This is a genomic window from Streptomyces sp. NBC_00503 (genome assembly GCF_036346895.1).
GTDB lineage: Bacteria > Actinomycetota > Actinomycetes > Streptomycetales > Streptomycetaceae > Streptomyces.
This window is the reverse complement of record NZ_CP107855.1, coordinates 5436070-5460818: the sequence shown is the minus strand read 5'-3', so window position 1 is coordinate 5460818 and position 24749 is coordinate 5436070. Positions and strand designations below refer to the sequence as shown.

Below are 24749 nucleotides of genomic sequence, written 5' to 3'. Positions count from 1 at the left end.
CCTCCCCTTTGTCCCTACTTAAACCCCATACGGTGGAAAAACGGCCACCATTTCGTTGACGTCCCTACGGATCTTCGCGGGCTCCCCGCCCGCCAGCGCGGCCGTGAACAGCGCGGCGATCGCGCCCATCTCCCGCTCCCCCATCCCCTGCGTGGTCACCGCCGCGGTTCCGAGGCGGATCCCGCGCCGGTCCCCGTAGGGCAGGGCGCAGGTGTCCAGCACGATCCCGGCGGCGGCGAGCCTGCCCCGGGCCGTCGGACCGTCGATGCCCAGCGGCGCGGGGTCGGCCGTGATCAGGTGGGTGTCGGTGCCGCCGGTGGTGATCTCGAACCCGCGGGCGGCGAGCGCGTCGGCCAGGGTTCGCGCGTTGGCGACCACCCGGTGGGCGTACGAGGTGAACGCGGGCCCGGCGGCCTCGCCGAAGGCCACCGCCTTGGCGGCGATGGTGTGCATCTGGGCGCCGCCCTGGGTGAAGGGGAACACCGCCCGGTCGATCCGCTCGGCGAACTCCTGGCCGCACAGGATCATCCCGCCGCGGGGGCCCCGGAGCACCTTGTGGGTGGTGGCGCACACGATGTCCGCGTAGGGCACGGGACTGGGCGCGGCCCCGCCGGCGACCAGCCCGATGGGGTGGGCGGCGTCCGCGATGAAGTAGGCCCCCACCTCGTCGGCGATCTGCCGGAAGACGGAGTACTCCGGGTGGCGGGGGTAGGAGATGGACCCGCACACGATGGCCTTGGGCCGGTGGGTGTGCGCGAGCTCCTGCAGCTGCCCGTAGTCGATGAGCCCGGTCTCGGAGTCCACCCCGTAGGCGACGAAGTCGAACCAGCGTCCGGAGAAGTTGGCGGGCGACCCGTGCGTGAGGTGTCCCCCGGAGGGCAGCCCCATGGCCAGCACGGTGTCCCCGGGCCGCAGCAGCGCCGCGTACGCGGCCAGCATCGCAGCGGAGCCGGAGTGCGGCTGCACATTGGCGTGCTCTGCGCCGAAGAGGGCGCAGGCCCGTTCCACGGCGATCCGCTCGGCGAGGTCGGCGTACTCGCAGCCGCCGTGGTGGCGGGCGCCGGGGTAGCCCTCGGCGTACTTGTTGGCGAGCACCGACCCGAGCGCGGTGAGCACGGCGGGAGAGGTGAAGTTCTCGGCGGCGATCAGCTGCAGGGAGCCCGCCTGCCGCTGCGCCTCGCCGGCGAGCACGTCGGCCAACTGGGGATCCTGCTGGCGCAGCAGGTCCAACGGCTCGGTGATGACGCTCATGGCGCGACTCCAGGGGGTACCGCGTACCGGGTACCAGCCACTGTAGGCCGCAGCCGCGGATCGCGCCTCGCGACGGTCCGGCCTCGCCGGTCCCACCCCGCCGACCGGGGTCAGCGCGAAGCGGTGACGCCCGTCAGGGCCGTGACCACGGGGTCCAGCGCCTGGTTGATCTCGTCGCCGATCGACCGGAAGAAGGTGATCGGCGCCCCGTACGGGTCGTACACCTCGTCCGCGTCCGGGGACGGCGCCAGGAGCCAGCCGCGCAGCGCGGCGGCGGCCCGGACCAGCGCCCGTGCCCGCTCCACCATTCCGTCTTCCAGCGGCGGCAGCGTCGCCGGGTCTATCGCCCGGACCAGCCGGGTGAACTCCTTCAGCGTGAAGGTCCGCAGCCCCGCCGAGTGGCCCATGGAGATGACCTGCGCCCGGTGGTCCCGGGTGGCGGTCAGCACCAGGTCCGCCCGTATGACGTGCTCGTCCAGCAGCTCCCGCCCGGTGAAACCGGACGCGTCCGCTCCGAAGTCCGCCAGCACCGCGGCGGCGTTGGCCTCCATCGGCGCACCCTCGTGCCCCCACGTGCCGGCGCTCTCGACGATGAGGTCCCCGGTGACGAGGCCGCCCAGCCGGTGCGACAGCGCATGCCGCGTCAGCCGCTCGGTGATGGGCGAGCGGCACACATTGCCGGTGCTGACGTGGAGTATGCGGAAGGTGCTGCTGCTCGCTATGCCACGCCCCTCAGGGCTCACGGGGCCACCTCTAGGTCGGGTACGACCTCCCGCAGCTGCTCGGCGGTCAGCGCCCCCTCGCGCAGCAGGACGGGAACCTTCCCGGTGACATCGACGATCGACGAAGGCTGCATGCCCGGAGTCGGTCCGCCGTCCAGGTACACGGACACGGAGTCACCGAGCATCTCGCGCGCCGCGTCGCAGTCCTCGGGCGCCGGGTGCCCGGTCAGGTTCGCCGAGGACACCGCCATCGGGCCGACCTCGGTCAGCAGCTCGATCGCGACGGGGTGCAGGGGCATGCGTACGGCCACGGTCCCGCCGGTCTCCCCCAGGTCCCAGGCCAGCGAGGGCTGGTGCTTGGCGACGAGGGTCAGCGCGCCCGGCCAGAAGGCGTCGACGAGCTCCCACGCCTGCTCGGAGAAGTCCGTGACCAGCCCGTGGAGGGTGTTCGGGGAGCCGATGAGCACAGGGGTGGGCATGTTGCGGCCGCGCCCCTTGGCGGCGAGCAGGTCACCGACGGCCTCGGCGCTGAAGGCGTCCGCACCGATCCCGTACAGGGTGTCGGTGGGCAGCACGACGAGCTCGCCGCGGCGCACTGCGGATGCGGCTTCGCGCAGACCCGTCTTGCGGTCCGTCGCGTCGTTGCAGTCGTATCGCCGGGCCATCAGCGGGCCTCCTCGTGCAGCAGGGTGGTCTCGGGCGTCCTCGCGGCCGTGCCGGTCACGGCATGGCCTTGCGAGCGGTCGCGAAGCGCGGCCGGTTGTTGAGGTCGGGGTGGTCGGCGGCGTCGGCCCAGCCCCGCTCCTCGGCGAAGATCCACGGGACCTGGCCGCCCTGGGTGTCGGCGTGCTCGATGACCACGATGCCGCCGGGCCGCAGCAGGCGGTGGGCGGTGCGCTCGATGCCGCGGATGGTGTCGAGGCCGTCCTCGCCGGAGAAGAGCGCCATCTCGGGGTCGTGGTCCCGGGCCTCGGGGGCCACGTACTCCCACTCGGTGAGCGGGATGTACGGCGGGTTGGAGATGACCAGGTCGACCTGTCCGTCGAGCTCGGGCAGCGCGCTGAGCGCGTTGCCCTGGTGGACCTCGACCCGGGAGCCCTCGGCGTTCTTGCGGGTCCACTGCAGGGCGTCCTCGGACAGCTCCACGGCGTGCACGCGCGAGCGCGGCACCTCCTGCGCCATGGCGAGCGCGATGGCGCCCGATCCGGTGCACAGGTCCACGATCAGCGGTTCGACGACGTCCATGGCCCGGACGGCCTGTATGGCCCAGTCCACGACCGACTCGGTCTCGGGCCGGGGCACGAACACCCCGGGCCCGACCTGGAGCTCCAGGTACCGGAAGAAGGCGCGGCCGGTGATGTGCTGGAGCGGCTCGCGCGCCTCGCGGCGGGCGACGGCCTCCCAGTAGCGGGCGTCGAAGTCCGCGTCCTTGACGTGGTGCAGTTCCCCCCGCTTGACGCCGTGCACGAAGGCCGCGAGCTCCTCCGCGTCGAAGCGCGGTGAGGGCACGCCGGCGGCGGCCAGCCGCTGGGTGGCCTGGGCCACCTCGGCAAGCAGCAAGTTCACGCTGGTCCTCCGGGCTGCTGTCGTACGGGGTTCGGTGCGGGGGGTCCTGCAGGGGTACTGCGCTGGTCGGGCAGGTCAGGCCGGCTCACGCACGGGTCAGTGCGCGGACGCCAGCTTGGCGGCGGAATCCGTGTCGACACAGGCCTGGATGACCGAGTCGAGGTCCCCGTCGAGCACCTGGTCCAAGTTGTACGCCTTGAAGCCCGTCCGGTGGTCCGAGATCCGGTTTTCCGGGTAGTTGTACGTACGGATCTTCTCGGAGCGGTCCACGGAGCGCACCTGGCTGCGGCGCACGTCGGAGGCCTCCTGCTCGGCGGCTTCCTGGGCGGCGGCCAGCAGGCGCGAGCGCAGGATGCGCATCGCCTGCTCCTTGTTCTGGAGCTGGCTCTTCTCGTTCTGGCAGGAGGCGACCACACCGGTCGGCAGGTGCGTGATGCGCACCGCGGAGTCGGTGGTGTTGACGGACTGGCCGCCGGGGCCCGAGGAGCGGTACACGTCGATGCGGAGGTCGTTCATGTTGACCTCGACCTCGACCTCCTCGGCTTCCGGAGTGACGAGCACGCCGGCGGCGGAGGTGTGGATGCGGCCCTGGGACTCGGTGGCCGGAACGCGCTGGACGCGGTGCACGCCGCCCTCGTACTTCAGGCGGGCCCAGACGCCCTGGCCGGGCTCGGTGGCACCGTTGCCGCCCTTGGTGCGGACGGAGACCTGGACGTCCTTGTAGCCGCCGAGCTCGGACTCGGTGGCGTCGATGATCTCGGTCTTCCAGCCCACGCGCTCGGCGTAGCGCAGGTACATGCGCAGCAGGTCGCCGGCGAACAGGGCCGACTCGTCGCCGCCCGCGCCCGCCTTGACCTCGAGGAGCACGTCCTTGTCGTCGCTGGGGTCGCGCGGTACGAGCAGCAGGCGCAGCTTCTCGGTGAGCTCCTCGCGCTGTGCGCTCAGTACCTTGACCTCGGCCGCGAAGTCCGGGTCGTCGGCCGCGAACTCCTTCGCCGTCTCGATGTCCTCGGCGGACTGCTTCCAGGCACGGAAGGTCGCGACGATCGGGGTCAGCTCCGCGTAGCGCTTGTTGAGCTTGCGCGCGTTGGCCTGATCCGAGTGGACCGAAGGGTCGGCGAGCTTCTTTTCAAGATCGGCGTGCTCGCCGATCAGTTCCTCGACCGCCTCGAACATCGGGGGCTCCTGATGGTGAAAGTGAAGAAAAGGGCTGCGGGACGAGAAAGGCGCCGGTCCGGCTGCCCCCGTAGCAACAGGGTGCAGCCGGAAACCGGCGCCGGAGGCTCGCTACTTCTGTGCAGCCTTGCCGAAGCGGGCCTCGAAGCGGGCCACGCGGCCACCGGTGTCGAGGATCTTCTGCTTGCCCGTGTAGAACGGGTGGCACTCGGAGCAGACCTCGGCACGGATGGTGCCTTCGGTCAGGGTGCTACGGGTGGTGAACGACGCGCCACAGGTGCAGCTGACCTGGGTCTCGACGTACTGGGGGTGAACATCGCGCTTCAAGGTGTCTCCTAGATTCGGGAGGGCGCCGGGTCGCAGGAGCCGAATTGCGCGCTGCGTGAACCGGGGCCGACAGACCAGTCTGCCAGGACCGGGCTGCCTGTCAAAATTCTGAGGACGCCTCCCTCAACGGCAGGGGTCCGTGAACTATTCCGCGCCCGGGCGGAACCCTTGTGACCAGGCGTTTCGCCGGTCCGGGCGGCCCTACTGGACGATCGAGCCGATCGCGCCCTTGTCGCCGGCCGAGTTCGCGGTGGCCTCGGCGGGGACCGGCTGGTCGGCCAGGAGGGCGTCCCAGACCATCTTGGACTCCTTGGTGAGCGGGACCACGCGGTTGGGGTCGCGCAGGTCCCCGGTCACCGGGAGGGTGATCATCTGCATGCTGTCGGGGCCGATGCCCTGGAGGCCCTGGGCGAAGCCCATGAGGGACTTCACGTCGCCGAGGGCCTTGTCGGTGGTGAGCGCCTTGGTCGCGGAGTCGGCGATGTCGAGGAGCTTCTTCGGGTTGTCGAAGACGCCGATGGACTTGACCTGCTTGATCAGGGCCTTGATGAAGGCCTGCTGGAGCTGTATTCGACCGAGGTCGCCGCCGTCGCCGACGCCGTGGCGGGTCCGGACGAGGCCGAGGGCCTGCTCTCCGTTGAGCCGGTTGGTGCCGGCCGGCAGGTCGAGGTGGCTGTAGTCGTCCTTGATCGGCTTGCTGGTCGTCACCTCGACGCCGCCGAGGGTGTCGATGATCTTCTTGAAGCCCGTGAAGTCGACCTCGAGGTAGTGGTCCATGCGGATCCCCGACATCTTCTCGACCGTCGCGACCGCGCAGGCCGCCCCGCCGACGGTGAAGGACTCGTTGAACATCCGGCGCGTGCCGCCCGGGTCCGTCCTGCCGTTCGACGTCTTGCAGGCGGGCCGGGTCACCAGGGTGTCGCGCGGTATCGATACGACGCTGGCCCGGCTGTGGCCCTCGTTCAGGTGGACGATCATCGCGGTGTCGGAGCGGGCGGAGCCGCCGTCGTCCTGGCCGTACTCGCCGTTGGCGCCGCCGCGCGAGTCGGAGCCGAGGACGAGGATGTCCATGGAGCCGTTGTCCACGTTCTGCGGACGGTCCTTGCCGAGGGCCGCGTTGATGTCGACCGTCTTCAGGTTCCCGTTGAGCTTGAAGTAGAAGTAGCCGAGCCCCGCCCCACCCAGGACGACCACTCCGGCAGCGGTCCACGCGACGATGGCGACAGCACGGCGCCGCTTGGCCGGTTTCCGTCGCCGTCGGCCCGCAGCGGCCCTGCGGCCACCGCCCCTGTTGTCCTGGCTCATGCTTCTGCCTGCCTACCTGTCTCTGCTCGGTTCCGCTCCCCATTCCCCCTGACACAGACGGACGGACGCCTTCAAGGGTTCCACGCCCGTCGCGGCGCCGGAACCGGGCCGGGGAACCGGACGGACCCGCACAAACACCGCGTAATCCCGCGCCTACCTGCGGTTTCCCTCCGGGGCGCGGAGTGACTGCGAGGGCCCGGGCGGGTACGGAGTGTGGCAAAGGTCGCACCCGCGCACGCAGCCCCGTACCGGCGGACCGCAGGCCGCGGCTCCCGGAAAGGCCGACCGCCCCCGTCGCGGGTGCGGCGGGGGCGGTCGGGTTCAGGCAGGTGCTACGGGGAGACCTCAGTCGTCGTTCTTGCCGGCCGGGGTCGTCTTCGCGATCTGCATGAGGAACTCGGCGTTCGACTTCGTCTGCTTCATCTTGTCGAGGAGCAGCTCGATGGCCTGCTGCGAGTCGAGCGCGTGCAGCACCCGGCGGAGCTTCCAGACGATGGCGAGCTCCTCGCTGTTGAGGAGGATCTCCTCCTTGCGGGTGCCCGAGGGGTCCACGTCCACGGCCGGGAAGATGCGCTTGTCGGCGAGCTTCCGGTCGAGCTTGAGCTCCATGTTGCCGGTGCCCTTGAACTCCTCGAAGATCACCTCGTCCATGCGCGAGCCGGTGTCGACCAGCGCGGTGGCCAGGATGGTCAGCGAGCCGCCGTCCTCGATGTTGCGCGCGGCACCGAAGAAGCGCTTCGGCGGGTACAGCGCGGTCGAGTCGACACCACCGGACAGGATGCGTCCGGAGGCGGGGGCCGCGAGGTTGTACGCACGGCCCAGGCGGGTGATGGAGTCCAGCAGGACGACCACGTCGTGACCCAGCTCGACGAGGCGCTTGGCGCGCTCGATGGCCAGCTCGGCGACGGTGGTGTGGTCCTCGGCCGGGCGGTCGAAGGTCGAGGAGATGACCTCGCCCTTCACCGACCGCTGCATGTCGGTGACCTCTTCCGGACGCTCGTCGACCAGGACGACCATCAGGTGGCACTCGGGGTTGTTGACCGTGATCGCGTTGGCGATCGCCTGCATGATCATGGTCTTACCGGTCTTCGGCGGGGCCACGATCAGACCGCGCTGGCCCTTACCGATCGGCGACACGAGGTCGATGATGCGGGTGGTCAGCACGCCCGGGTCGGTCTCCAGGCGGAGCCGGTCCTGCGGGTAGAGCGGGGTCAGCTTCTGGAACTCCGGGCGGCCGCGGCCGGATTCGGGCGCCATGCCGTTGACGGAGTCCAGGCGCACGAGCGCGTTGAACTTCTCGCGGCGCTCGCCGTCCTTGGGCTGGCGGACCGCGCCGGTGGTGTGGTCGCCCTTGCGGAGCCCCGCCTTGCGGACCTGGGCGAGGGAGACGTACACGTCGTTCGGACCGGGCAGGTAGCCCGAGGTCCGGATGAACGCGTAGTTGTCGAGGATGTCGAGGATGCCCGCGACGGGGATCAGGACGTCGTCGTCGGCGACCGGGGTCTCCACCGGCGCGAACTCGTCGCGGCCACGACGGCCACGGCGGTCGCGGTAGCGGCCGCGACGGCCGCGACGGCCGTCCTCGTCGAAGTCGTCCTGCGGACCGTTGTCCTGACGGTCCCGGTCCTGACGGCCGCCCTGCTGGCCCTGACCCTGGCCCTGGCCGCGGCCGCCCTGCTGCTGACGGTCCTGACGGTCGGTCCGGTCCTGCCGGCCGCCGCCCTGGCCCTGACCGGCCTGGCCCGACTGACCGGCCTGGGCCTGGCCCTGACCCTGGCCGCCCTGACCCTGGCCGCCCTGGCCCTGGTCGTCGGCCTTGGCACCGCGGTCGCGGCGCTCGCGGCGCTCGCCACGGTCGTTGCCGCGCTCACGGCGCTCGCGACGGCCGCGGCCTTCGCCTTCCTGGGCCGGGGCCTGGCCGGAGACGGCGGTGGCCGCCTCGGCCTTGACCTCGACCTGAGCCTGGGCGACCTGGGCGGCCGGAGCGGCCTCGGTCTTCTGCTCGACCTGTACGACGGCGGCGGGGGCCGAGCCCTCGGGGCTGCCGGACGGGGCGGTCGCACGACGGCGGCGGCGCTCGCCGACGGGGGCATCGTCACTGGCCGGCTGGCCCGGGATGTCGATCTGCGCCTGCGCGGCGGTCTTCTCGGCGGGGGCCTCAGCGGCCTCGCCCGTACGGGCCTTGCTGGTGGCACGGCGCTTCGGCTTGGCCTCGGCGGCGGTGTCGGCGGGCGCGGAGGCCGCGGCCTTGGGGGCGCTGCTGCCCGCCTGCGCCTCCTTGATGACCTCGATCAGCTGGCCCTTGCGCATCCGCGCGGTGCCCCTGATGCCGAGGCCCGACGCGACCTGCTGCAGCTCGGCCAGGACCATGCCATCGAGGCCGGTGCCGGAGCGGCGACGCTTGGTCGCGGCGCCCGCGGCGGGGGCACTGGTGTCGACATTGGTGTCGGCAGCGCCCATCAGATCGGTGGTGTCGCTCACGAAGGGTCCTTCCCTGGAGCGGACGTCGGCCTGTCTGGCTCGGCGACCGGTTGTGCTGTCCGACGGCGGTCCGTGACCTGATGGGTCGTGGACTGCAGCCGGGGCGGTGGTCCGCCCGTATAGATACGGCGGAGAGAAACGTGCATGTGCGTGGGTGGTTCCGGCGAGAAGCCCCCGAGCTGGAAGCGTGGGAATGTCACGCCGATTCCGGAGCGTGCTCGAAACTGCTGGCAGCGATCAAAGCAGTCGGGGAGGCTCCCGGAAGAAAGGTGGTCCCTGATAGGGACACTGTGCACCAAGCCATGGCGGCTTCGGATGCGCACTTGAGACTAACACTACCGGATCCAACAGACATTCCCCCTCTCAATCACCGGCAATCGCGCCCTTCCGAGGGGGTGGACTGCCCGGTCCACCCGCCTCTGGGAGCCGGCGGTGGGTTTCCCTGTCCCACCGCCTACGGCAATTCTCAGCCGCCCTGCGTTCCCAGCGGAAGTACGCTCGCGCCCGCGGCGTCGAGTGCGAGGCGGTTGGCCGCCCACCCCTCGCCCGCGAGCTGCGCGACCTTGTCGGCCGCGCCGTTGTCGACCAGCGCGAGGACCGTGGGGCCCGCGCCGGAGATGACCGCGGGGATGCCGTCCGCCCGCAGTCGGGCCACGAGCGCCACGCTCTCGGGCATCGCCGGGGACCGGTACTCCTGGTGGAGTCGGTCCTCGGTGGCCGGCAGCAGGAACTCGGGACGCCTGGTCAGAGCCTCGACGAGCAGGGCCGCACGGCCCGCGTTGACGGCCGCGTCCACGTGCGGGACGGTGCGCGGCAGCAGGCCGCGCGCGGTCTCCGTCAGGACCGGCTTGGAGGGGACGAAGACCACCGGAACGATGGAATCGGCGGGCTCCATGCGGATCGCCTTGGCGCTGCCGCCGTCCATCCACGCGAGGGTGAAACCGCCGAGCAGACAGGCGGCGACGTTGTCGGGGTGGCCCTCGATCTCGGTGGCGAGCTCCAGCAGCGCCGCGTCGTCGAGCTTGGCCTCTCCGCCTATGGTCACGGCGCGGGCGGCGACGATGCCGGCACAGATGGCGGCGGAGGAGGATCCCAGGCCGCGGCCGTGCGGGATCCGGTTGGCGCAGACCACCTCGAGGCCGCGCGGCTGGCCGCCCAGCAGGTCGAAGGCGGTACGCATGGAACGTACGAGGAGGTGGCTCTCGTCCCGCGGGAGGGTGTCGGCACCCTCGCCCGCGATGTCGATGTCGAGGCCGGAATCGGCCACGCGGACGACGACATCGTCGTAGAGCCCCAGGGCCAGGCCCAGGGCGTCGAAGCCCGGGCCGAGATTGGCACTGCTGGCGGGGACGCGCACCCGTACGGCGGCGGCGCGGAACGCTGGACCGGCCATCGTCCGATGACACTCCTTGTGACTGTGCGAGACGAGATATTCGCTGGCTCGCTGTGAATGTACTGGAGAACGTACGACACCCGAAGGCCCTGTGGGCAGCACCGCGGACATATGCGCGGCGGCGGATGTAAGGACAGCCTATCGAAGGAAGGTTCTTCTCCGACATAGGGCGCACGGCAGGCGCACGGTGCGTGTCGCGCCCGCCCGTCGGCCGGACCGGGCTTCCTGCGGGGCTATCGGTGCCGTACGGCCCGAGTTGCCGGATTCCTCAGCCTTCGAAAGACTTCCGGAATCCGGCAACTCGACTACTGCCGTACTTCTGTGCCGCGGCAGCGACTCGGACGGGTCAGAGCAGTCCGAGGCGCAGGGCGGCGGCCTCGGCGTCGACCGGGATGGTGATCGGCTGCGGAGCGCCGGCGACCGCCCAGTCGGGGTCCTTCAGGCCGTTGCCGGTGACCGTGCAGACGATCTTCTGGCCGGGGTCGACCAGTCCGAGCTCCGCGGCCTTGAGCAGGCCGGCGACCGAAGCGGCCGAGGCGGGCTCGACGAAGACGCCCTCCTGAGCGGCCAACAGGCGGTAGGCGGACAGGATCTGGCGGTCCGTCACCTCATCGATGAAACCGCCCGACTCGTCCCGGGCCGCCAGGGCGTAGTCCCAGGAGGCCGGGTTGCCGATCCGGATCGCGGTGGCGATGGTGTGCGGCTCCTTGACGACCTCGCCACGCACGATCGGCGCGGAACCGGAAGCCTGGAAACCCCACACGCGGGGCGTACGGGAGGCAAGGCCATCGGCCTTGTACTCCTTGAAGCCCTTCCAGTACGCGGTGATGTTGCCCGCGTTGCCCACGGGCAGCACGTGGATGTCGGGGGCGTCGCCGAGCGCGTCCACGATCTCGAACGCGGCCGTCTTCTGGCCCTCGATGCGCACCGGGTTGACCGAATTGACCAGCGCCACCGGGTAGTTGTCGGACAGCGCGCGGGCGAGGTCGAGGCAGTCGTCGAAGTTGCCGTCGACCTGAAGGATCTTCGCGCCGTGGATCAGGGCCTGGCCCATCTTGCCCAGCGCGATCTTGCCGCGGGGCACGAGTACGGCGCAGACCATCCCGGCGCGCACCGCGTAGGCGGTGGCGGACGCCGAGGTGTTGCCCGTGGAGGCGCAGATGACGGCCTTGGCGCCGTCCTCCTTGGCCTTGGTGATCGCCATGGTCATGCCGCGGTCCTTGAAGGACCCCGTGGGGTTGGCGCCTTCGACCTTGAGGTGCACCTCGCAGCCGGTGCGCTCGGAGAGCACCTGTGCGGGGACGAGGGGAGTGCCGCCCTCGCGGAGCGTGACCACGGGAGTCGCGTCCGTCACCGGCAGGCGGTCCCGGTACTCCTCGATGATGCCGCGCCACTGGTGGGTGCGATTGCTGGTCATGGGTCCTTACTCCCCTTCAACACGCATGATGCTGGCCACACCGCGGACGGTGTCCAGCTTCCGCAGCGCCTCGACGGTCCCGGAGAGGGCGGCGTCGGGTGCGCGGTGAGTGACGACGACGAGGGAGGCCTCGCCGTCCTTGCCCTGCTGGCGGACGGTGTCGATCGACACCCCGTGCTCGGCGAAGGTGGTCGCCACCTGGGCGAGGACGCCCGGCTTGTCCGCCACATCGAGGCTGATGTGGTAGCGGGTGACGACCTCGCCCATGGCACTGACCGGCAGCTGGGTGTAAGCGGACTCGCCCGGCCCCGTTGCCTGGGCGAGCTTGTTGCGGCAGACGGCGACCAGGTCGCCGAGGACCGCCGACGCGGTCGGCGAACCGCCCGCGCCGGGCCCGTAGAACATGAGCCGCCCGGCGGCCTCCGCCTCGACGAAGACGGCGTTGTACGCCTCGCGTACGGAGGCGAGCGGGTGGGTCAGCGGAATCATCGCCGGGTGCACGCGGGCGGTGACGGACTCGCCGTCGGCGGCGCGCTCCAGGATGGCGAGGAGCTTGATCGTGCAGCCCATCCGCTTCGCGGAGGCGAAATCGGCGGCGCTGACCTCGGTCATGCCCTCGCGGTAGACGTCGTCGAGGCGGACCCGGGTGTGGAAGGCGATGCCGGCCAGGATCGCGGCCTTGGCGGCGGCGTCGTAGCCCTCCACGTCGGCGGTCGGGTCGGCCTCGGCGTACCCGAGGGCGGTGGCCTCGTCGAGGGCCTCCTGGTAGCCCGCGCCGGTGGAGTCCATCTTGTCGAGGATGAAGTTCGTCGTGCCGTTGACGATGCCCATCACCCGGTTGATCTTGTCGCCCGCGAGGGACTCGCGCATCGGGCGGACCAGCGGGATGGCGCCGGCGACGGCGGCCTCGTAGTACAGGTCCAGCCCGTGCTGCTCGGCGGCGGCGTGCAGCGCGGCGCCGTCCTGGGCGAGCAGCGCCTTGTTCGCCGAGACCACGGAGATGCCGTGCTCGAAGGCGGTGGTGATCAGGGTGCGGGCCGGCTCGATGCCGCCGATGACCTCGATGGCCACGTCGATGTCGCCGCGTTTGAGCAGAGCGGTCGCATCGGTGGTGATGAGGGCCGGGTCGATGCCCTCACGGACCTTGGAGGGACGGCGCACGGCCACGCCCGCGATCTCGACGGGCGCGCCGATCCTGGCCGTCAGATCGTCGGCGTGCGTCGTCATGATGCGGGCCACCTCTGAGCCGACCACTCCACAGCCCAGCAGCGCCACCTTCAGCGGACGCGTACGCATCATTCGACCTACGCCTTTCGATCTTCACAGCAGTACCCGGGGAACGGCTTGCACCCCAGGTGTGAACCAGTCTCACTCAATGGACAGCAGTTTCCACCCTCGGTCCATTGAGTGAGACACCAATTTCATTTATCCGAGGTCGAGGCGCAGGAGATCTTCCTCCGTCTCACGGCGGACGATGACACGGGCCTGTCCGTCGCGCACCGCGACCACCGGCGGACGCAGCGCGTGGTTGTAGTTGCTGGCCATCGAACGGCAGTACGCACCGGTCGCGGGCACCGCCAGGAGGTCCCCCGGAGCCAGGTCCGCGGGCAGGAAGGCGTCCTTCACCACGATGTCACCGCTCTCGCAGTGCTTGCCGACGACACGGACGAGCATGGGCTCGGCGTCGGAGGTGCGGGAGACCAGCGTGACCGCGTACTCGGCGTCGTAGAGGGCCGTGCGGATGTTGTCGGACATGCCGCCGTCGACGGAGACGTACGTACGCAGTCCCTCCAGCGGCTTGATCGTCCCGACCTCGTAGAGCGTGAAGGCGGTCGGCCCGACGATGGCCCGTCCGGGTTCGACGGAGATCCGCGGTGCGGCCAGTCCGGCGCTCTCGCACTCACGGGCGACGATCTCGTGCAGGGCCTTGGCGATCTCGTGCGGCTCGCGCGGGTCGTCCGCGGAGGTGTAGGCGATGCCGAGCCCGCCGCCGAGGTCGATCTCGGGCAGCTCGACCCCGTGCTCGTCGCGCACCGCGGCCAGCAGCCGCACCACGCGCTTCGCGGAGACCTCGAATCCGGCCATGTCGAAGATCTGCGAGCCGATGTGCGAGTGGACGCCGAGCAGCTCCAGGCTGTCGTGGCCCAGCGCGCGCCGTACGGCCTCGGCGGCGGACCCGTCGGCGACGGCGATCCCGAACTTCTGGTCCTCGTGCGCGGTGGCGATGAACTCGTGCGTGTGCGCCTCGACGCCCACCGTCACGCGGATCTGCACGGGCTGGCGCACGCCGAGCTCGCGGGCGATGTGCGCGACGCGGGCGATCTCCTGGAAGGAGTCGAGCACGATCCGCCCGACACCGGCCTCGATCGCCCGGGTGATCTCGGCGGCCGACTTGTTGTTCCCGTGGAAGGCGATCTGCTGGGCGGGCATCCCGGCGGCGAGCGCGGTGGCGAGCTCCCCGCCGGAGCACACGTCCACGTTGAGCCCTTCCTCCCGCAGCCACTTCACGACGGCCTTGGAGAGGAAGGCCTTCCCGGCGTAGAAGACGTCGGCGCCGGGCCCGAAGGCGTGCGCCCAGGCGCGGCAGCGCGCGCGGAAGTCCTCCTCGTCCATGAAGTACGCGGGCGTCCCGAACTCCTCGGCGAGCTTGGTGACTTCGATCCCGCCGACGGTCACGACGCCCTCGTCGTTGCGCCGGACGGTCCGGGCCCAGACCTTCTCGTCCAGCGCGTTGAGGTCGGCGGGCGGCGGGGAGTAGTGCCCCTCGGGCAGGACATCGGCGTGGCGGGGCCCGGCGGGGTGTGCGGAACGGCTCATCTCGGCAATCTCTCTTCGCAAATCATCCGGAACGCGAGCGACTCGCATCGCGGGCGAATCACATCGCATCGCGCGCGCATCACAGGCATCACAGGCATCACAGGTGGTCGGGTGCGTCTATACCGAGCAGGGCCAGGCCGCCGGCCAGCACCGTCCCGGCGGCTTCGGCAAGGGCCAGCCGGGCGCGGTGGGCGGCCGAGGGTTTCTCGTCCCCCTTGGGCAGGACGCAGTACTGGAACTCGAGGAGGGCGTCGGCCAGCACGACGAGGTGCCGCACGAGCCGCTCGGGCGCACGGTGGTGCGCGGCGGCTTCGAGGACGAGGGGATAGTCGACGAGCGCACCGAGCAGCACGTCGGCGCTGCCTTCTTCGACCTCGCCGGGCTCCGCACAGACCCCCAGCTGCCCGGCATTACGGGTCAGCGCCCGGGCGCGGCCGTGGGCGTACCGCACCCGGAAGAACTCACTGGACTCGTCCTGCACCAGCAGCCACGCGGGAAACACCGGGGTCTCGTGCGCGGGCACGCAGAGCATCGCCCAAGCGGCGGCATCGGCGCCGTAGCGGCCGAGCACGTCCCCGTCCCGCTTGGCGACGGGGGCGACGGCGACGGGCCCGCCGCCTGCGGTCCGCCCCTGGCTCCGGGCTGCCTGACTCTGGGCTGCCTGACACCACTCGATCCGCTGCACGGCATCGCGCACGACCCGCTCGCGCGGCTCCCCGTCGGGGGCGAACCCGTACCGCCGGCCCCGGGCGCGCACGTCCCGTACGACCTCACCTACGGAACTCCCCGCGAGCACGAAATTCAGGAACCCGGCGCCGGTGACCTCCACGCGCTCGATCCCGGGAAGGGCCGCCAGCCGCGGGGCCAGCACCTCGGCCACGCCACGGGGCGCGACCCCGGCACCCTTCCCGACCCCGAAGGCGACGGGCGAGGCGTAGTCCCCCACTCCCCCGGGCCGGGTCCGCTCGACGACGACCCGCTCGGGCACGACCACACCGGCGGGCAGCTCCCCGTCCTCGACGGCGCAGCGCACGGCGCGCACGACGGAACGGGAGAGGTCAGCGGGGGTCACGTGACCAGCCTAGGGGAGAAGCCCCGAGGTCACGCGAAGGGTTTCGCCATGTGAACAGAGACAGAGCGATGCGAACGGAACAGAGAGGACCCCGACCCCAAGGAGCCGACACCCAACCAGAACCATCTACCCCTCTATCCCCTGCCTCTATCCCCTGCCTCTCCCGGCGGGAGCGCCTTTCCGCTCCCTCCGGTCGCGCCGCTCGATGAGCCGCCGCACGACCCGTACCAGCTCGGTGGGCTCGAAGGGCTTGGCGAGGAAGGCATCGACCCCGGCCGCGATCCCGGCCTCGACCTCCTGCTGCGTACAGGCGCTCACGATCGCGACGGGCAGATGCCGCGTCCGGGGATCGGCCCGCAACTGCGCGGCCGCCCCGAAGCCGTCCAGGCGAGGCATGACCACATCAAGGGTGATCACGTCGGGCATCACGTGGTGCACGACATCCAGACACTCGGCACCATCGTTCGCGGTCACGACCTCGAAGCCCTCCAGCTCGAGATTGACCTTGATCAGCTGCCGGATGACCTTGTTGTCGTCGACAACAAGCACCCGGCCCGAGGTGCCTGACACAACTCGAGAGTAGGTCGACCCCGGCCCCCGCGTCCGGGTTTTCGCCACTTCCACCCCCTCCGAGCGACCCACCCCCCATCCACCCGCAAACGGGTTCCTGATCACTCACCGGAAGCTGGTAGTGTTCAACCCGTCGCAGCAACACCAGCGACAGCGCCCCCGTAGCTCAGGGGATAGAGCAACGGCCTCCGGAGCCGTGTGCGCAGGTTCGAATCCTGCCGGGGGCACTTCGCAGGAAGTGCCCGAGACCCCGCCATCAGCGAGTTCGCTGAGACGGGGTCTTCGCGTTTGTGTGGCCAACTGCCGCCGTGCGCACCCGTATGTCGCTTCGGCGTACGGCTCCGTGGGCAGGGGCAGGGACTGGCCGTTCGGCAAATCGGTGTGGTGGCGTGCCCGTTCTGGGGATTGGACGGCGCCGCCGGGATCGGCCTCGTCCGGTCAGTGCGGGGCCGCGGTGCGGGTGACGTTCCGCCAGGAGCCGGGGCGTTGGTCGCGGTTCGCGCCCGTGGCGCCCGGGGCGTCCGTTTGTGGGGTGGGGCCGTCCGCCGAGGTCTGAAGTTCCGTGGCCCATGCCCTTCCTCCGGTTCCGGTGGTCCGTACGAAGGATGTGGGGGTGGGTCTGTGGGTTTTGGGGGGTGGGGGGCGGGGGTGGGGGTGCGTAGGTTGGAGTTGAGGCCACTTTGGGTCGCTGACCTGGTGCTTTGTGGCGTGCTCTGACGGTGAGGATGGGGCGGCGCGAAATGCGTGACTTGGTGGAGACGGCGCAGCGGTGGGTGGCCGAGGGGCGGGCCGGGTTCCTGGCCCGGCCCGTGACCGAGCAGGGGTTCGGGCCGCGGGATCCGGCCGGGGCGGTGCTCGTGGATGCGCGCGGGGAGTGCGTGGGGGCCCTGTACCGGGGGGTGTTCGACGCCGAACTGGTCGCGGAGGCCGCGGCGATGGGGGCCGGGGAGAGCGCACGGGTGTGCGAGGTGTCCGTCGGGATCGGCGAGGCCGTGGAGGCGAAGCTGACGTGTGGCGGGCAGGCGGAGGTGCTGCTGCAGCCGCTGGGCGCGATTCCCCGTGAGTGGTGGGAGCTGCTCGGGCAGGGGGTCGGGGTCGCGCTCGTGACCGAGCTGAATGAGCGGGCCGACAGGGCCGTCAGTGTCGTGGTGCGCGGGGCGGACGTGCCCTCCAGTGACGCCGAGCGGCGGGCCGGGGAGGTGCTGGGGACCCGGCGGCCGGGCCGGGACGCGCTGTACGGGGGCTCGGGGCTGGTGCTCGTGGAGGCGTACCCGTCGGCCCCGTACGTGGTCATCGGCGGGTCCGGGGAGCTCGCCGAGGTCATCGAGGCGCAGGCCCGGCTGCTCGGGTGGGAGGTCAGTAGCGTCGTCTCCGTGGGCGAGGCGGAGAAGCTGCTGGAGGCGCGGAGGGATGCCGCCTGTCTGGCGATGCTCAGCCATGATCCGGAGTTCGACGTGCCGACGCTGCGGACCGCGCTCGCGCTCGGGATCCCGTACGTCGGCGCGCTCGGCTCCCGCAAGACCACCACGCGGCGGCGCGACGCGCTCCTCGCGGCCGGGGTGGGCGAGGCCCGCATCGCGACGGTGCACGGGCCGATCGGGCTGGATCTCGGCGGCCAGACCCCGGCGGAGACGGCGCTGGCCATCTGCGCCGAGATCCTGGCGGTGCTCGGGGGCCGGGAAGTGCGCGGGGTGCGGGATTCCGACGGGCCGCTGAAGGGGTAGGCCCTACGACCCGCTTCCCTCCCGGAGGACAGCGGGTCGCTGCCGACTGGGTGGATTTTCGCGCAATGCGGGAAAATGGGAAGTATGAACACGACCCTGACCTACATCGCGATGGACAGGACACTGACCAACATCGCGTGGTTCCTGGTCGTCGGGCTCATCGTGGTCGGATTCCTGCTCGGCGGCTTCATGCTGGGCAAGCGGGTCCGGGCACAGGAGCCCGCACCCCCCACTCCGGAGAGCCAGCCCCACCTGCCCGACGGCGGTGCGGTCTACGAGGTCTCCGAGGAGCGGGAGTACGTCGAATTCCCCGAGCGCGGACTGCGCCCGCACGAGATGCAGGGGTACGGGAACTTCGGCTCCCGGACCTCCAGCCATCAGGAGGAGGCGCGGGCCGAGCGGGAATCCGGGTACGAGCATCCCAATCCGAGGCCGCGGAAGCCCCCGACCATGCCGCCGCTGGGCGGCATGAAGCCTGCGTGAAGCCTGCCTGAGACCGTCCGACACCAGCAGGTCACTCCCTCCGACCAGGCACTGTGACCCGCGGCCGGCCGCCGCGGGTCACAGCTCCGTCCGCAGTCGCAGCACCTCCGGCCGCGGGTGGCGGGTGGAGGTGTGGCGGACCTCGGCCGTCAGCGGCGGGTCCAGCGGGCGGAAGGGGACCTCGCCGACCCCGATGGCCGTGACGGTGGCGCCCTGGGCCGCGGCCCGTCCCCGGCCTGTCTCCCGGCCGCTGCCCCGCCCGCTCCCCCGGCCCGGGTGGCCACCGCCGCCGCCACCTCGACCCGTAGCGCCGCCGTCAGCGGGCTCGACACCAGCGGGGTCTCGTCCCCGACCGGCAGGACCAGGACCAGGGGGCGGCTTAGCTTCGCCGTCGACCCAGAGTGGCCGCCCTGTAGCTGCATGCGTTCTGCGGCGACATCGATCTCCGTGCAGGCAACGAGCCGCTTGATGCGACGATCCCCGCCTCCGCCATCGCCGACCGGATCAGCTGGGAACTCGATCCTCAAGGAATGCGTACGCAAACTGCAGCTGGCTTGTCCTCCTGTCGACCCGGTCTCCAGGACGCTCTATCAGCCCGGCGATCCGATCGACTGCCGCTGGCGCCTTGGGCCTTGCACCTTGGGCCTTGCGCCTTGGGCCTTGGGTCTTGGCATGTGTGCAGTTGCCATGTCTATGATCAAGGAATGTCGACGGGAGGCGCATGGTGGGGGATTTCGATCGGGAGTGGGCTCAGTCGCACGCCGGCGCGGCCGATCAGCAGGTGGACATGCGGTTGAACGGTACGGGCGCTCCCGCAGGACCGTTGGCGCCCGGGGGGTCGGGCAGCTTCGGGTCCACGCCGGCCGAGAAGACCGCGGCGGCGAACACAATCGAAACCGAGCTGCAGCCGAACACCAAGACGGCCACAGAGCACGCGGACGAGGCGACCAACGCTGCAGTGAAGGGCTTCGAGGGTTGGGACACCGCCCCGGGCCTGAAGAAGGTCGCAGACACGTGGGACAAGCAGGTCAAGGTCCTGATGGGCCGCCTCGGCTCCGAGAAGAGCTCCCTGCGGGGCGCCTCGGGTCTCTTCGTTCGCAATGACATCGGCCTGGGTGAACAGTTCCGGCCGCTCGGCGCCGAGTCGAAGCTCAACGGTCTGTAGGGGGAAGCAGTGCTGACGTACTACGAAGTCCACCGACCTGGGCCTGCTGACCACGGCCGCGGACAAGTGGGACTCGATGGCCGGTGAACTGAAGAAGGTCGAAAGCCGCTACGGCGACAGCGTCCAGAAGATCACCATGGGTCAGAGCTGGACCGGTATCAGTGTCGGGGTGGCTCATACGAGCTTCGCCGCCACCCGCTACGAGTACTCCGCCGCGCAGATCCAGGCCAAGGCCGTCGCCAGCCTGCTGCGCGACGCGCACAGCCAGTTCACCGACCTCAAGAAGCGGGTCGAGAGTGCGCGGGACGATGCGATAAAGGCCGGCATGACCGTCTCGGAGCAGGGCAACGTCGCCTACGACTACGCGAAGCTCACCGCGCAGGAACGCAGCGCGATCCACCACGACCCGGACGGTGAGACCAGCATCCGCAATGCGGTTTCCCAGTGGCAACAGCACATTAACGACTGTGTGAAGGCTGTATCCGAGGCCGACCAGGGCGTGAAGATCGCCCTCGACGCGGTGGGCGTCGACAGCAACAAGGACGCCTTCGGCAAGGGCGACGACGAGACCCTCGATGGCTTCAACGCCGGCGCGCAGGGCGACATCGAGGTCTACGAAGCCCGCAACGCCGAGGAGATCGCCACCCGCATCAACAGCGGTGGCAACGTCTCGGCCGCCGACTACGCGGAACTCGACCGTTCCTTCCGCGACAACTCCTCGCGCCCCGAGTTCACCCAGACGTTCCTGAACGGGATGGGCGCGGAGAACACGCTGAAGCTCACGAACAAGCTCAACGACCACGCGTACGGCGACGACAAGGGCAACAGGCAGCGCTACCTGGACGTGGAGAAGGGGCTCGCCAACTCCCTCTCGAACGCGATGCAGGACCCCAAGTCCGACTTCTACAAGAACTTCCGAACGCAGCTCGACAAGGCCGGGCTCGCCTCGTACGACCTCAAGGTGGCCGGCGAAGCCGTCAACACGGTGGCCTCGGGACACGGCCAGCAAGTCCGCGGCTACCAGAGCCTGGTCACCCTGATGCAGCAGGGCGACGGCTACTCGGCCCCGTTCCTGCACGACATGGCGGACGACATCCGCAAGGCCGAGGACAAGAAACAGGGCGGCAATCCGGATATCTGGGACCTGTACGGAAACTACGGCGGCAAGGACCGGGCTTGGTTCGCCCACGACCCCCTCGACGGCCTCCTCGACATCATGAGCCGCGACCCCGCCGCCTCCACCTCGTACCTCGATCCGGGTCCCGACGGGAAGAACGACAACCTCCACTACCTGCTCAAAGAGCGGGACTGGGAGATCACCAACACCACGAACTGGCACGGCAACATCGAGACGGACGGCCACGACACCGTCGACGCCAACAACCGGACCGGCCTGGGCGCGGCCATCGAAGCGGGCGCCACCGGCTACCCGCCGCTGGCCGCCGGCCAGGATCCGTGGCCCGCCCTCAAGCACACCGACCCGCAGGCCCGGCTCATGCACAGCGTCATCGAGCAGCTCGGCCCCGCCCAGAGCGTGGACGCGAACCTGCGCGAACCGCTGGCCCAGGCACTTGGCACGTACACGGCGGACACCCACGAGATCCTGGCCGGCCTCGACCGTCGCTACGTGTCGGCAGCGGACACCGGCATCTTCCAGGATGGCGGCTCCACGCACATGTCGGCAGACGCCAAGGACCTGGTGCAGTTCATGCGCGGACTCTCGGAGGACCCTGAGGCTTACGGCACGCTCCACAAGGCGGAGTCCCGGTACATCGACATCTCGCTGGAACAGATTCCCCACGGAGCACATGGATCGGAGATGACCAACCCCCTCAACAAGGCAGGCACGGCCCTCGGCGCGTTGGGCTCCATCAGGGAGGACGTGATCAACGACGGCCGGATGGCGGGCTACAGCGCAGCGGACTGGAAGGCCAAGGTCGCTTATCACGTCATCGGCGGCGCCGTGACCCCGCTGTACTTCACCACACCCGTCGGTGCTGCCGGCGCCACCATGTCCGTCGCCTTCGGCGACTCGCTCCAGCGTGGCGTCGACACCTGGGCCTGGGAATGGGACAACCGCATGAAGGCTGCGGTCGACGCCAAGGCCAATCCCGAGATTGCCGACACCTATCTCTCCATCAACAAGCAGGTACCCATCATGGTCGGTGAATGGGCGAAGGAGCGGCCCGACATCCCCGAGGCCGACGTCCAGAACTACACCCGCAACGTCCTGGACGGACGGGTGCGCGGGACCGAGACCGCGCAGAAGTACCTGACAGACACGGCCAACTGAGCCGGACGACGAAGAGGAATGGGGCCAGCCATGACGGGGAAGACGACCCGCCGTACGGTGCCGGTCAAGATGTGGTCCGTGCTGCTGGTGGGTCTGGCCCTGTTGGGGGCGCTCGGCGCATGGCTCACCTTCGGGCGCGATACGGCCGCTCCCTGCAACGGCCTGCCCGAGGACGGGCGCGTACAGAAATCCGTGGGGGCGGACGTACATCCCGGTATGAGCTGTGCCGCGCTCGGTCAGGCCATCGTGAAGGCCACGGCCGCCGAGCAGGGCAGGCATTCGCAGGCACAGGCGCAGGCCGTGAAGGATGTGCTCTTCTCTCCCGGGCTCGGCTACACGAAGAACCTCCGGATCGACCCCGCCCTCCGCGTGCCGCTGGCCACCGTGCTCGCGGACTATGCGGTCGACACTCATGAGATGCTCGCCGGACTCGACTCCCAGTACGTCTTCAAGATGGGCCCGGCCGACGCCCCATGGGAGTCCTCCGGCACCTATCACCTGGCAGTCGAGCACCTCGTCTTCCGCAACGTCGTGCGCGCCGTCTCCCAGGATCCGCAGGCGTACGCGATCCTGCGCCTGGCGGAGACCCGGTACGCAGCGCAGCAGCTCGCCGCCGTCCCGGGCGACGCGACGGGCGCTGCCTTCTCCCTCCCGCCGACGAAGAACGCCCGCGCACTCGGCATCCTGGACGGCCTGACCGACGGGTACGCCCGTGACCAGGCGTGGCGGACCGCCGTACACGACGGCTTGCTGCGCGAGCCGACCACCCAGGGCAGCTACCAGGAGAACCCTTCCGCCTACCTCACGGCGACATGGCTCCAAGGCCTCAGGAACACGCCGGAGGCGGAACTGGCCAACCGCCTCCGCACCCAAGGAGTCGACATCGCCCGCGCATGGACCCAGGCACGGAACACTGACGAGTCCACTCGGCAGGATCTGCTCGCCGAAGTGGATCGGAGCGCGCTGAGCGCCTACAGCGAGGCCAAGCCGTAGCCCATGCATGGCGCTCTTCACCGAAGGAGTGGCTGCGACGAGGCTGGGACCCGCCGCCTCACCCTTCGAACCGGACACGCACGAACTTCGCCGTCTCGTGGCGCCCGACCGTCTCGCGCACCTCGACCAGGACAGGCTCGACCAGAAGGGTCACGAGCCCGTGGTCGGGATGTTCGGTCCGCTCTCCCAGGCAGCCGCGTACCGATTCGCCGACCTGCCGCGCCTGCATTCCAGTCAGACGCGGCGAAGTCTTCACGGTTCGGCCGTCGGGGAGCTCCACGAGAAGAGCATGCGGTCGCTGTTCTGGACCGAACACGCCGAGGAGTCTGCCGTCCCGGGTATCGGAGTGCCTGATTTTCCTCCAAGCCCATGTTTCCCCCGGCTGATAGGTCGAATTGAGCGACTTCGCCACGATGCCTTCGACGCCCACGGCCCTCATCTCGCGAAACCAGAGGCGTGCGGTCTCCTCGTCCAGCGTGGCCAGCACACGCTGAAGGGGTGGCTCGGCATCACCCAGAGCCCCACCGAGAAGCTCCCACCGCTCCCACAGGGGCAAGCCCCTGACGTCCGTCCCGGGGATGGCGAGGATGTCGAAGGCGATGTAGTAGACCGGAATTCCTGACCGCTCGCGATCGGCGCGGGACCGAAGCAGATCGGTGAAGTTCAGTCGCCCGTCACGGTAGGCGCAGAGCTCGCCGTCCAGGACAGTTCCGGGCGGGAGATTCTCTTGCAGGTATGCGGAAATCCGCGGGAACTCTCCGGTGAGGTCCCTTCCGGATCGCGACTGCAAGAACACTCCTCCGCCCTCCAGGATGAAGGCGAGTGCGCGGAACCCATCCAGCTTGAGGGAGTACTGAAGACCCCCGGGCACACTGTCCTGCTCAGGGATCTCGTCGGCCGGTCGCGGACGCATGACATTGAGGGGCGGCTGGAGGACGGCCTTCGGCGAACTCTCTTCCATGCTGCCAGGGTCTGTCCGTCCGGTCTTGGGGACGGAGCGGGGCTCGCTGGTCCGGTCGGCCTGTCACCGGAACGGCCTCGCCCGACGCCGGCGAGCCCCGGCCCGCGCGGCAGGCTCCGTACGGCGGCGGCCAGCGCGACGGTGATCACGGCAGTCGCCCGGCCCGCTCGGGGAGGAGCAGGGGGCCGAAGAGGTCGCCGTCCCGGGCCAGCCGGGGCGGGATGTCGTCGGCGAGGAAGAGCAGGTCGGAGGGGGTGCGGCAGGTCTCGACCTCGGCCCAGGCGAGCGGGGTGGAGACGGTGGGCAGCGCGCGGGCGCGCAGGGTGTAGGGGGCTGCGGTCGTCTTGGCGGCGGCGTTCTGGCTGTGGTCGACGAAGACCTTCCCGGCGCGCAGCGCCTTGGTCATCCGGTGCACCACGAGCTCGGGGAGCGCGCGCTCGGCCTCCTGGGCGAGGGCCTTCGCGTACGCCGACACCTGCTCGGAGGGGGTCGGCTCGAGCGGGACCGCCAGGTGCAGGCCCTTGGACCCGGAGGTCTTGGCACAGGCGTACAGCCCGTCGGCGGCGAGGCGCTCGCGCAGCCAGAGGGCGACCGCGCAGCATTCGACGGCCGTGGCGGGCGGGCCGGGGTCGAGGTCGAGGATCAGGCGGTCGGCGAGGGCGGGGTGGCCGGCCGGCCACTGGGGGGTGTGGAACTCGACGACGAGGTTGGCGGCCCACATCAGGGTGGCCATGTCGGCGACGACCACCTGCTCGGCCCGCAGGTCCTCGGAGCGGGGAACCGGGGTGGTTTTCACCCAGGCGGGGGTACCGGGCGGCGGGTTCTTCGTGAAGAAGAGCTGGCCGTCCGGGCCGTCGGGATAGCGCAGGAACGACACCGGCCGGTCATGGACGTGGGCCAGCAGCGAGGGCGCGACGGTGGCGTAGTAGTGCAGCACCTCGCCCTTGGTGAAGCCGGTCTCCGGGTACAGGACCTTGTCGAGATTGCTGAGCGCGATGCGACGCCCCTCCACCATCGTGATCGGCGTCATACG

Annotated in this window: 21 protein-coding genes and 1 tRNA gene; 6 read left to right on the top strand and 16 right to left on the bottom strand. The window is 70.3% G+C overall.

All coding sequences use genetic code 11. The features are described 5' to 3' along the window. Window positions 1–18: 18 nt before the first annotated feature. From glyA to OG490_RS25395, 14 genes are all read right to left on the bottom strand, one after another. Window positions 19–1251 carry a serine hydroxymethyltransferase gene (gene glyA / locus OG490_RS25460; RefSeq protein WP_330298596.1) on the bottom strand — a complete coding sequence of 411 codons (1233 nt, stop codon included), beginning with the start codon at window positions 1249–1251 and terminating at the stop codon, window positions 19–21. Window positions 1252–1361: 110 nt separating this feature from the next. Then, window positions 1362–1994 (bottom strand): arsenate reductase/protein-tyrosine-phosphatase family protein, encoded by a 633-nt coding sequence (locus tag OG490_RS25455; protein WP_330298595.1) that lies wholly within the window; start codon window positions 1992–1994, stop codon window positions 1362–1364. Beyond that, entirely contained in the window at window positions 1991–2638 is a 648-nt protein-coding gene (locus OG490_RS25450; protein WP_266881144.1) for an L-threonylcarbamoyladenylate synthase, read from the bottom strand. The genes OG490_RS25455 and OG490_RS25450 overlap by 4 nt, the downstream gene beginning before the upstream one ends. A 55-nt stretch (window positions 2639–2693) precedes the next feature. Beyond that, window positions 2694–3539 (bottom strand): peptide chain release factor N(5)-glutamine methyltransferase, encoded by an 846-nt coding sequence (gene prmC / locus OG490_RS25445; RefSeq protein WP_330298594.1) that lies wholly within the window; start codon window positions 3537–3539, stop codon window positions 2694–2696. Between the two features lie 96 nt (window positions 3540–3635). Then, window positions 3636–4715 (bottom strand): peptide chain release factor 1, encoded by a 1080-nt coding sequence (gene prfA, locus OG490_RS25440; RefSeq protein ID WP_330298593.1) that lies wholly within the window; start codon window positions 4713–4715, stop codon window positions 3636–3638. A gap of 111 nt (window positions 4716–4826) precedes the next feature. Further along, a complete protein-coding gene (gene rpmE / locus OG490_RS25435; RefSeq protein ID WP_254384240.1) occupies window positions 4827–5042 on the bottom strand; it encodes a 50S ribosomal protein L31 in 216 nt (71 codons plus the stop codon). 201 nt (window positions 5043–5243) lie between these two features. Then, complete coding sequence (locus OG490_RS25430; RefSeq protein WP_330298592.1) at window positions 5244–6347, bottom strand: LCP family protein; 1104 nt, start codon at window positions 6345–6347, stop codon at window positions 5244–5246. A gap of 345 nt (window positions 6348–6692) precedes the next feature. Beyond that, on the bottom strand, window positions 6693–8828 hold the full coding sequence (gene rho / locus OG490_RS25425) for a transcription termination factor Rho (RefSeq protein ID WP_330298591.1): 2136 nt from the start codon (window positions 8826–8828) through the stop codon (window positions 6693–6695). 466 nt (window positions 8829–9294) lie between these two features. Continuing rightward, window positions 9295–10221, bottom strand: coding sequence for a homoserine kinase (thrB, locus tag OG490_RS25420; RefSeq protein ID WP_330298590.1), 927 nt, complete (start codon window positions 10219–10221; stop codon window positions 9295–9297). Between the two features lie 346 nt (window positions 10222–10567). Then, window positions 10568–11638 carry a threonine synthase gene (thrC, locus tag OG490_RS25415; RefSeq protein ID WP_330298589.1) on the bottom strand — a complete coding sequence of 357 codons (1071 nt, stop codon included), beginning with the start codon at window positions 11636–11638 and terminating at the stop codon, window positions 10568–10570. A gap of 6 nt (window positions 11639–11644) precedes the next feature. Then, a complete protein-coding gene (locus tag OG490_RS25410) occupies window positions 11645–12937 on the bottom strand; it encodes a homoserine dehydrogenase (protein ID WP_330298588.1) in 1293 nt (430 codons plus the stop codon). Between the two features lie 126 nt (window positions 12938–13063). Further along, window positions 13064–14455, bottom strand: coding sequence for a diaminopimelate decarboxylase (gene lysA / locus OG490_RS25405; RefSeq protein WP_330298587.1), 1392 nt, complete (start codon window positions 14453–14455; stop codon window positions 13064–13066). Between the two features lie 97 nt (window positions 14456–14552). Beyond that, window positions 14553–15527, bottom strand: coding sequence for an ArgS-related anticodon-binding protein NrtL (gene nrtL / locus OG490_RS25400; RefSeq protein WP_330298586.1), 975 nt, complete (start codon window positions 15525–15527; stop codon window positions 14553–14555). A 147-nt stretch (window positions 15528–15674) separates the two neighbouring features. After that, on the bottom strand, window positions 15675–16151 hold the full coding sequence (locus tag OG490_RS25395; protein WP_371619799.1) for a response regulator: 477 nt from the start codon (window positions 16149–16151) through the stop codon (window positions 15675–15677). A 101-nt stretch (window positions 16152–16252) separates the two neighbouring features. Between OG490_RS25395 and OG490_RS25390 the strand changes: the two genes are divergently transcribed. The 6 genes from OG490_RS25390 (at window position 16253) to OG490_RS25365 (ending at window position 22755) form a co-directional block, all read left to right on the top strand. After that, window positions 16253–16324 (top strand) — tRNA-Arg (locus tag OG490_RS25390). A gap of 513 nt (window positions 16325–16837) precedes the next feature. Beyond that, window positions 16838–17821 carry an XdhC family protein gene (locus tag OG490_RS25385; RefSeq protein WP_330298584.1) on the top strand — a complete coding sequence of 328 codons (984 nt, stop codon included), beginning with the start codon at window positions 16838–16840 and terminating at the stop codon, window positions 17819–17821. 84 nt (window positions 17822–17905) lie between these two features. Beyond that, on the top strand, window positions 17906–18304 hold the full coding sequence (locus tag OG490_RS25380; protein WP_330298583.1) for a DUF6479 family protein: 399 nt from the start codon (window positions 17906–17908) through the stop codon (window positions 18302–18304). 721 nt (window positions 18305–19025) lie between these two features. Further along, window positions 19026–19469, top strand: coding sequence for a hypothetical protein (locus OG490_RS25375; protein ID WP_330298582.1), 444 nt, complete (start codon window positions 19026–19028; stop codon window positions 19467–19469). Window positions 19470–19545: 76 nt separating this feature from the next. After that, window positions 19546–21762 (top strand): hypothetical protein, encoded by a 2217-nt coding sequence (locus OG490_RS25370; protein WP_330298581.1) that lies wholly within the window; start codon window positions 19546–19548, stop codon window positions 21760–21762. Window positions 21763–21792: 30 nt separating this feature from the next. After that, on the top strand, window positions 21793–22755 hold the full coding sequence (locus tag OG490_RS25365; protein ID WP_330298580.1) for a hypothetical protein: 963 nt from the start codon (window positions 21793–21795) through the stop codon (window positions 22753–22755). 58 nt (window positions 22756–22813) lie between these two features. On the opposite strand, the gene OG490_RS25360 is transcribed toward OG490_RS25365, so the two are convergent. After that, on the bottom strand, window positions 22814–23716 hold the full coding sequence (locus tag OG490_RS25360) for an ATP-dependent DNA ligase (protein WP_330298579.1): 903 nt from the start codon (window positions 23714–23716) through the stop codon (window positions 22814–22816). A gap of 145 nt (window positions 23717–23861) precedes the next feature. Continuing rightward, window positions 23862–24746 (bottom strand): non-homologous end-joining DNA ligase, encoded by an 885-nt coding sequence (gene ligD, locus OG490_RS25355; protein ID WP_330298578.1) that lies wholly within the window; start codon window positions 24744–24746, stop codon window positions 23862–23864. Window positions 24747–24749 lie beyond the last annotated feature (3 nt).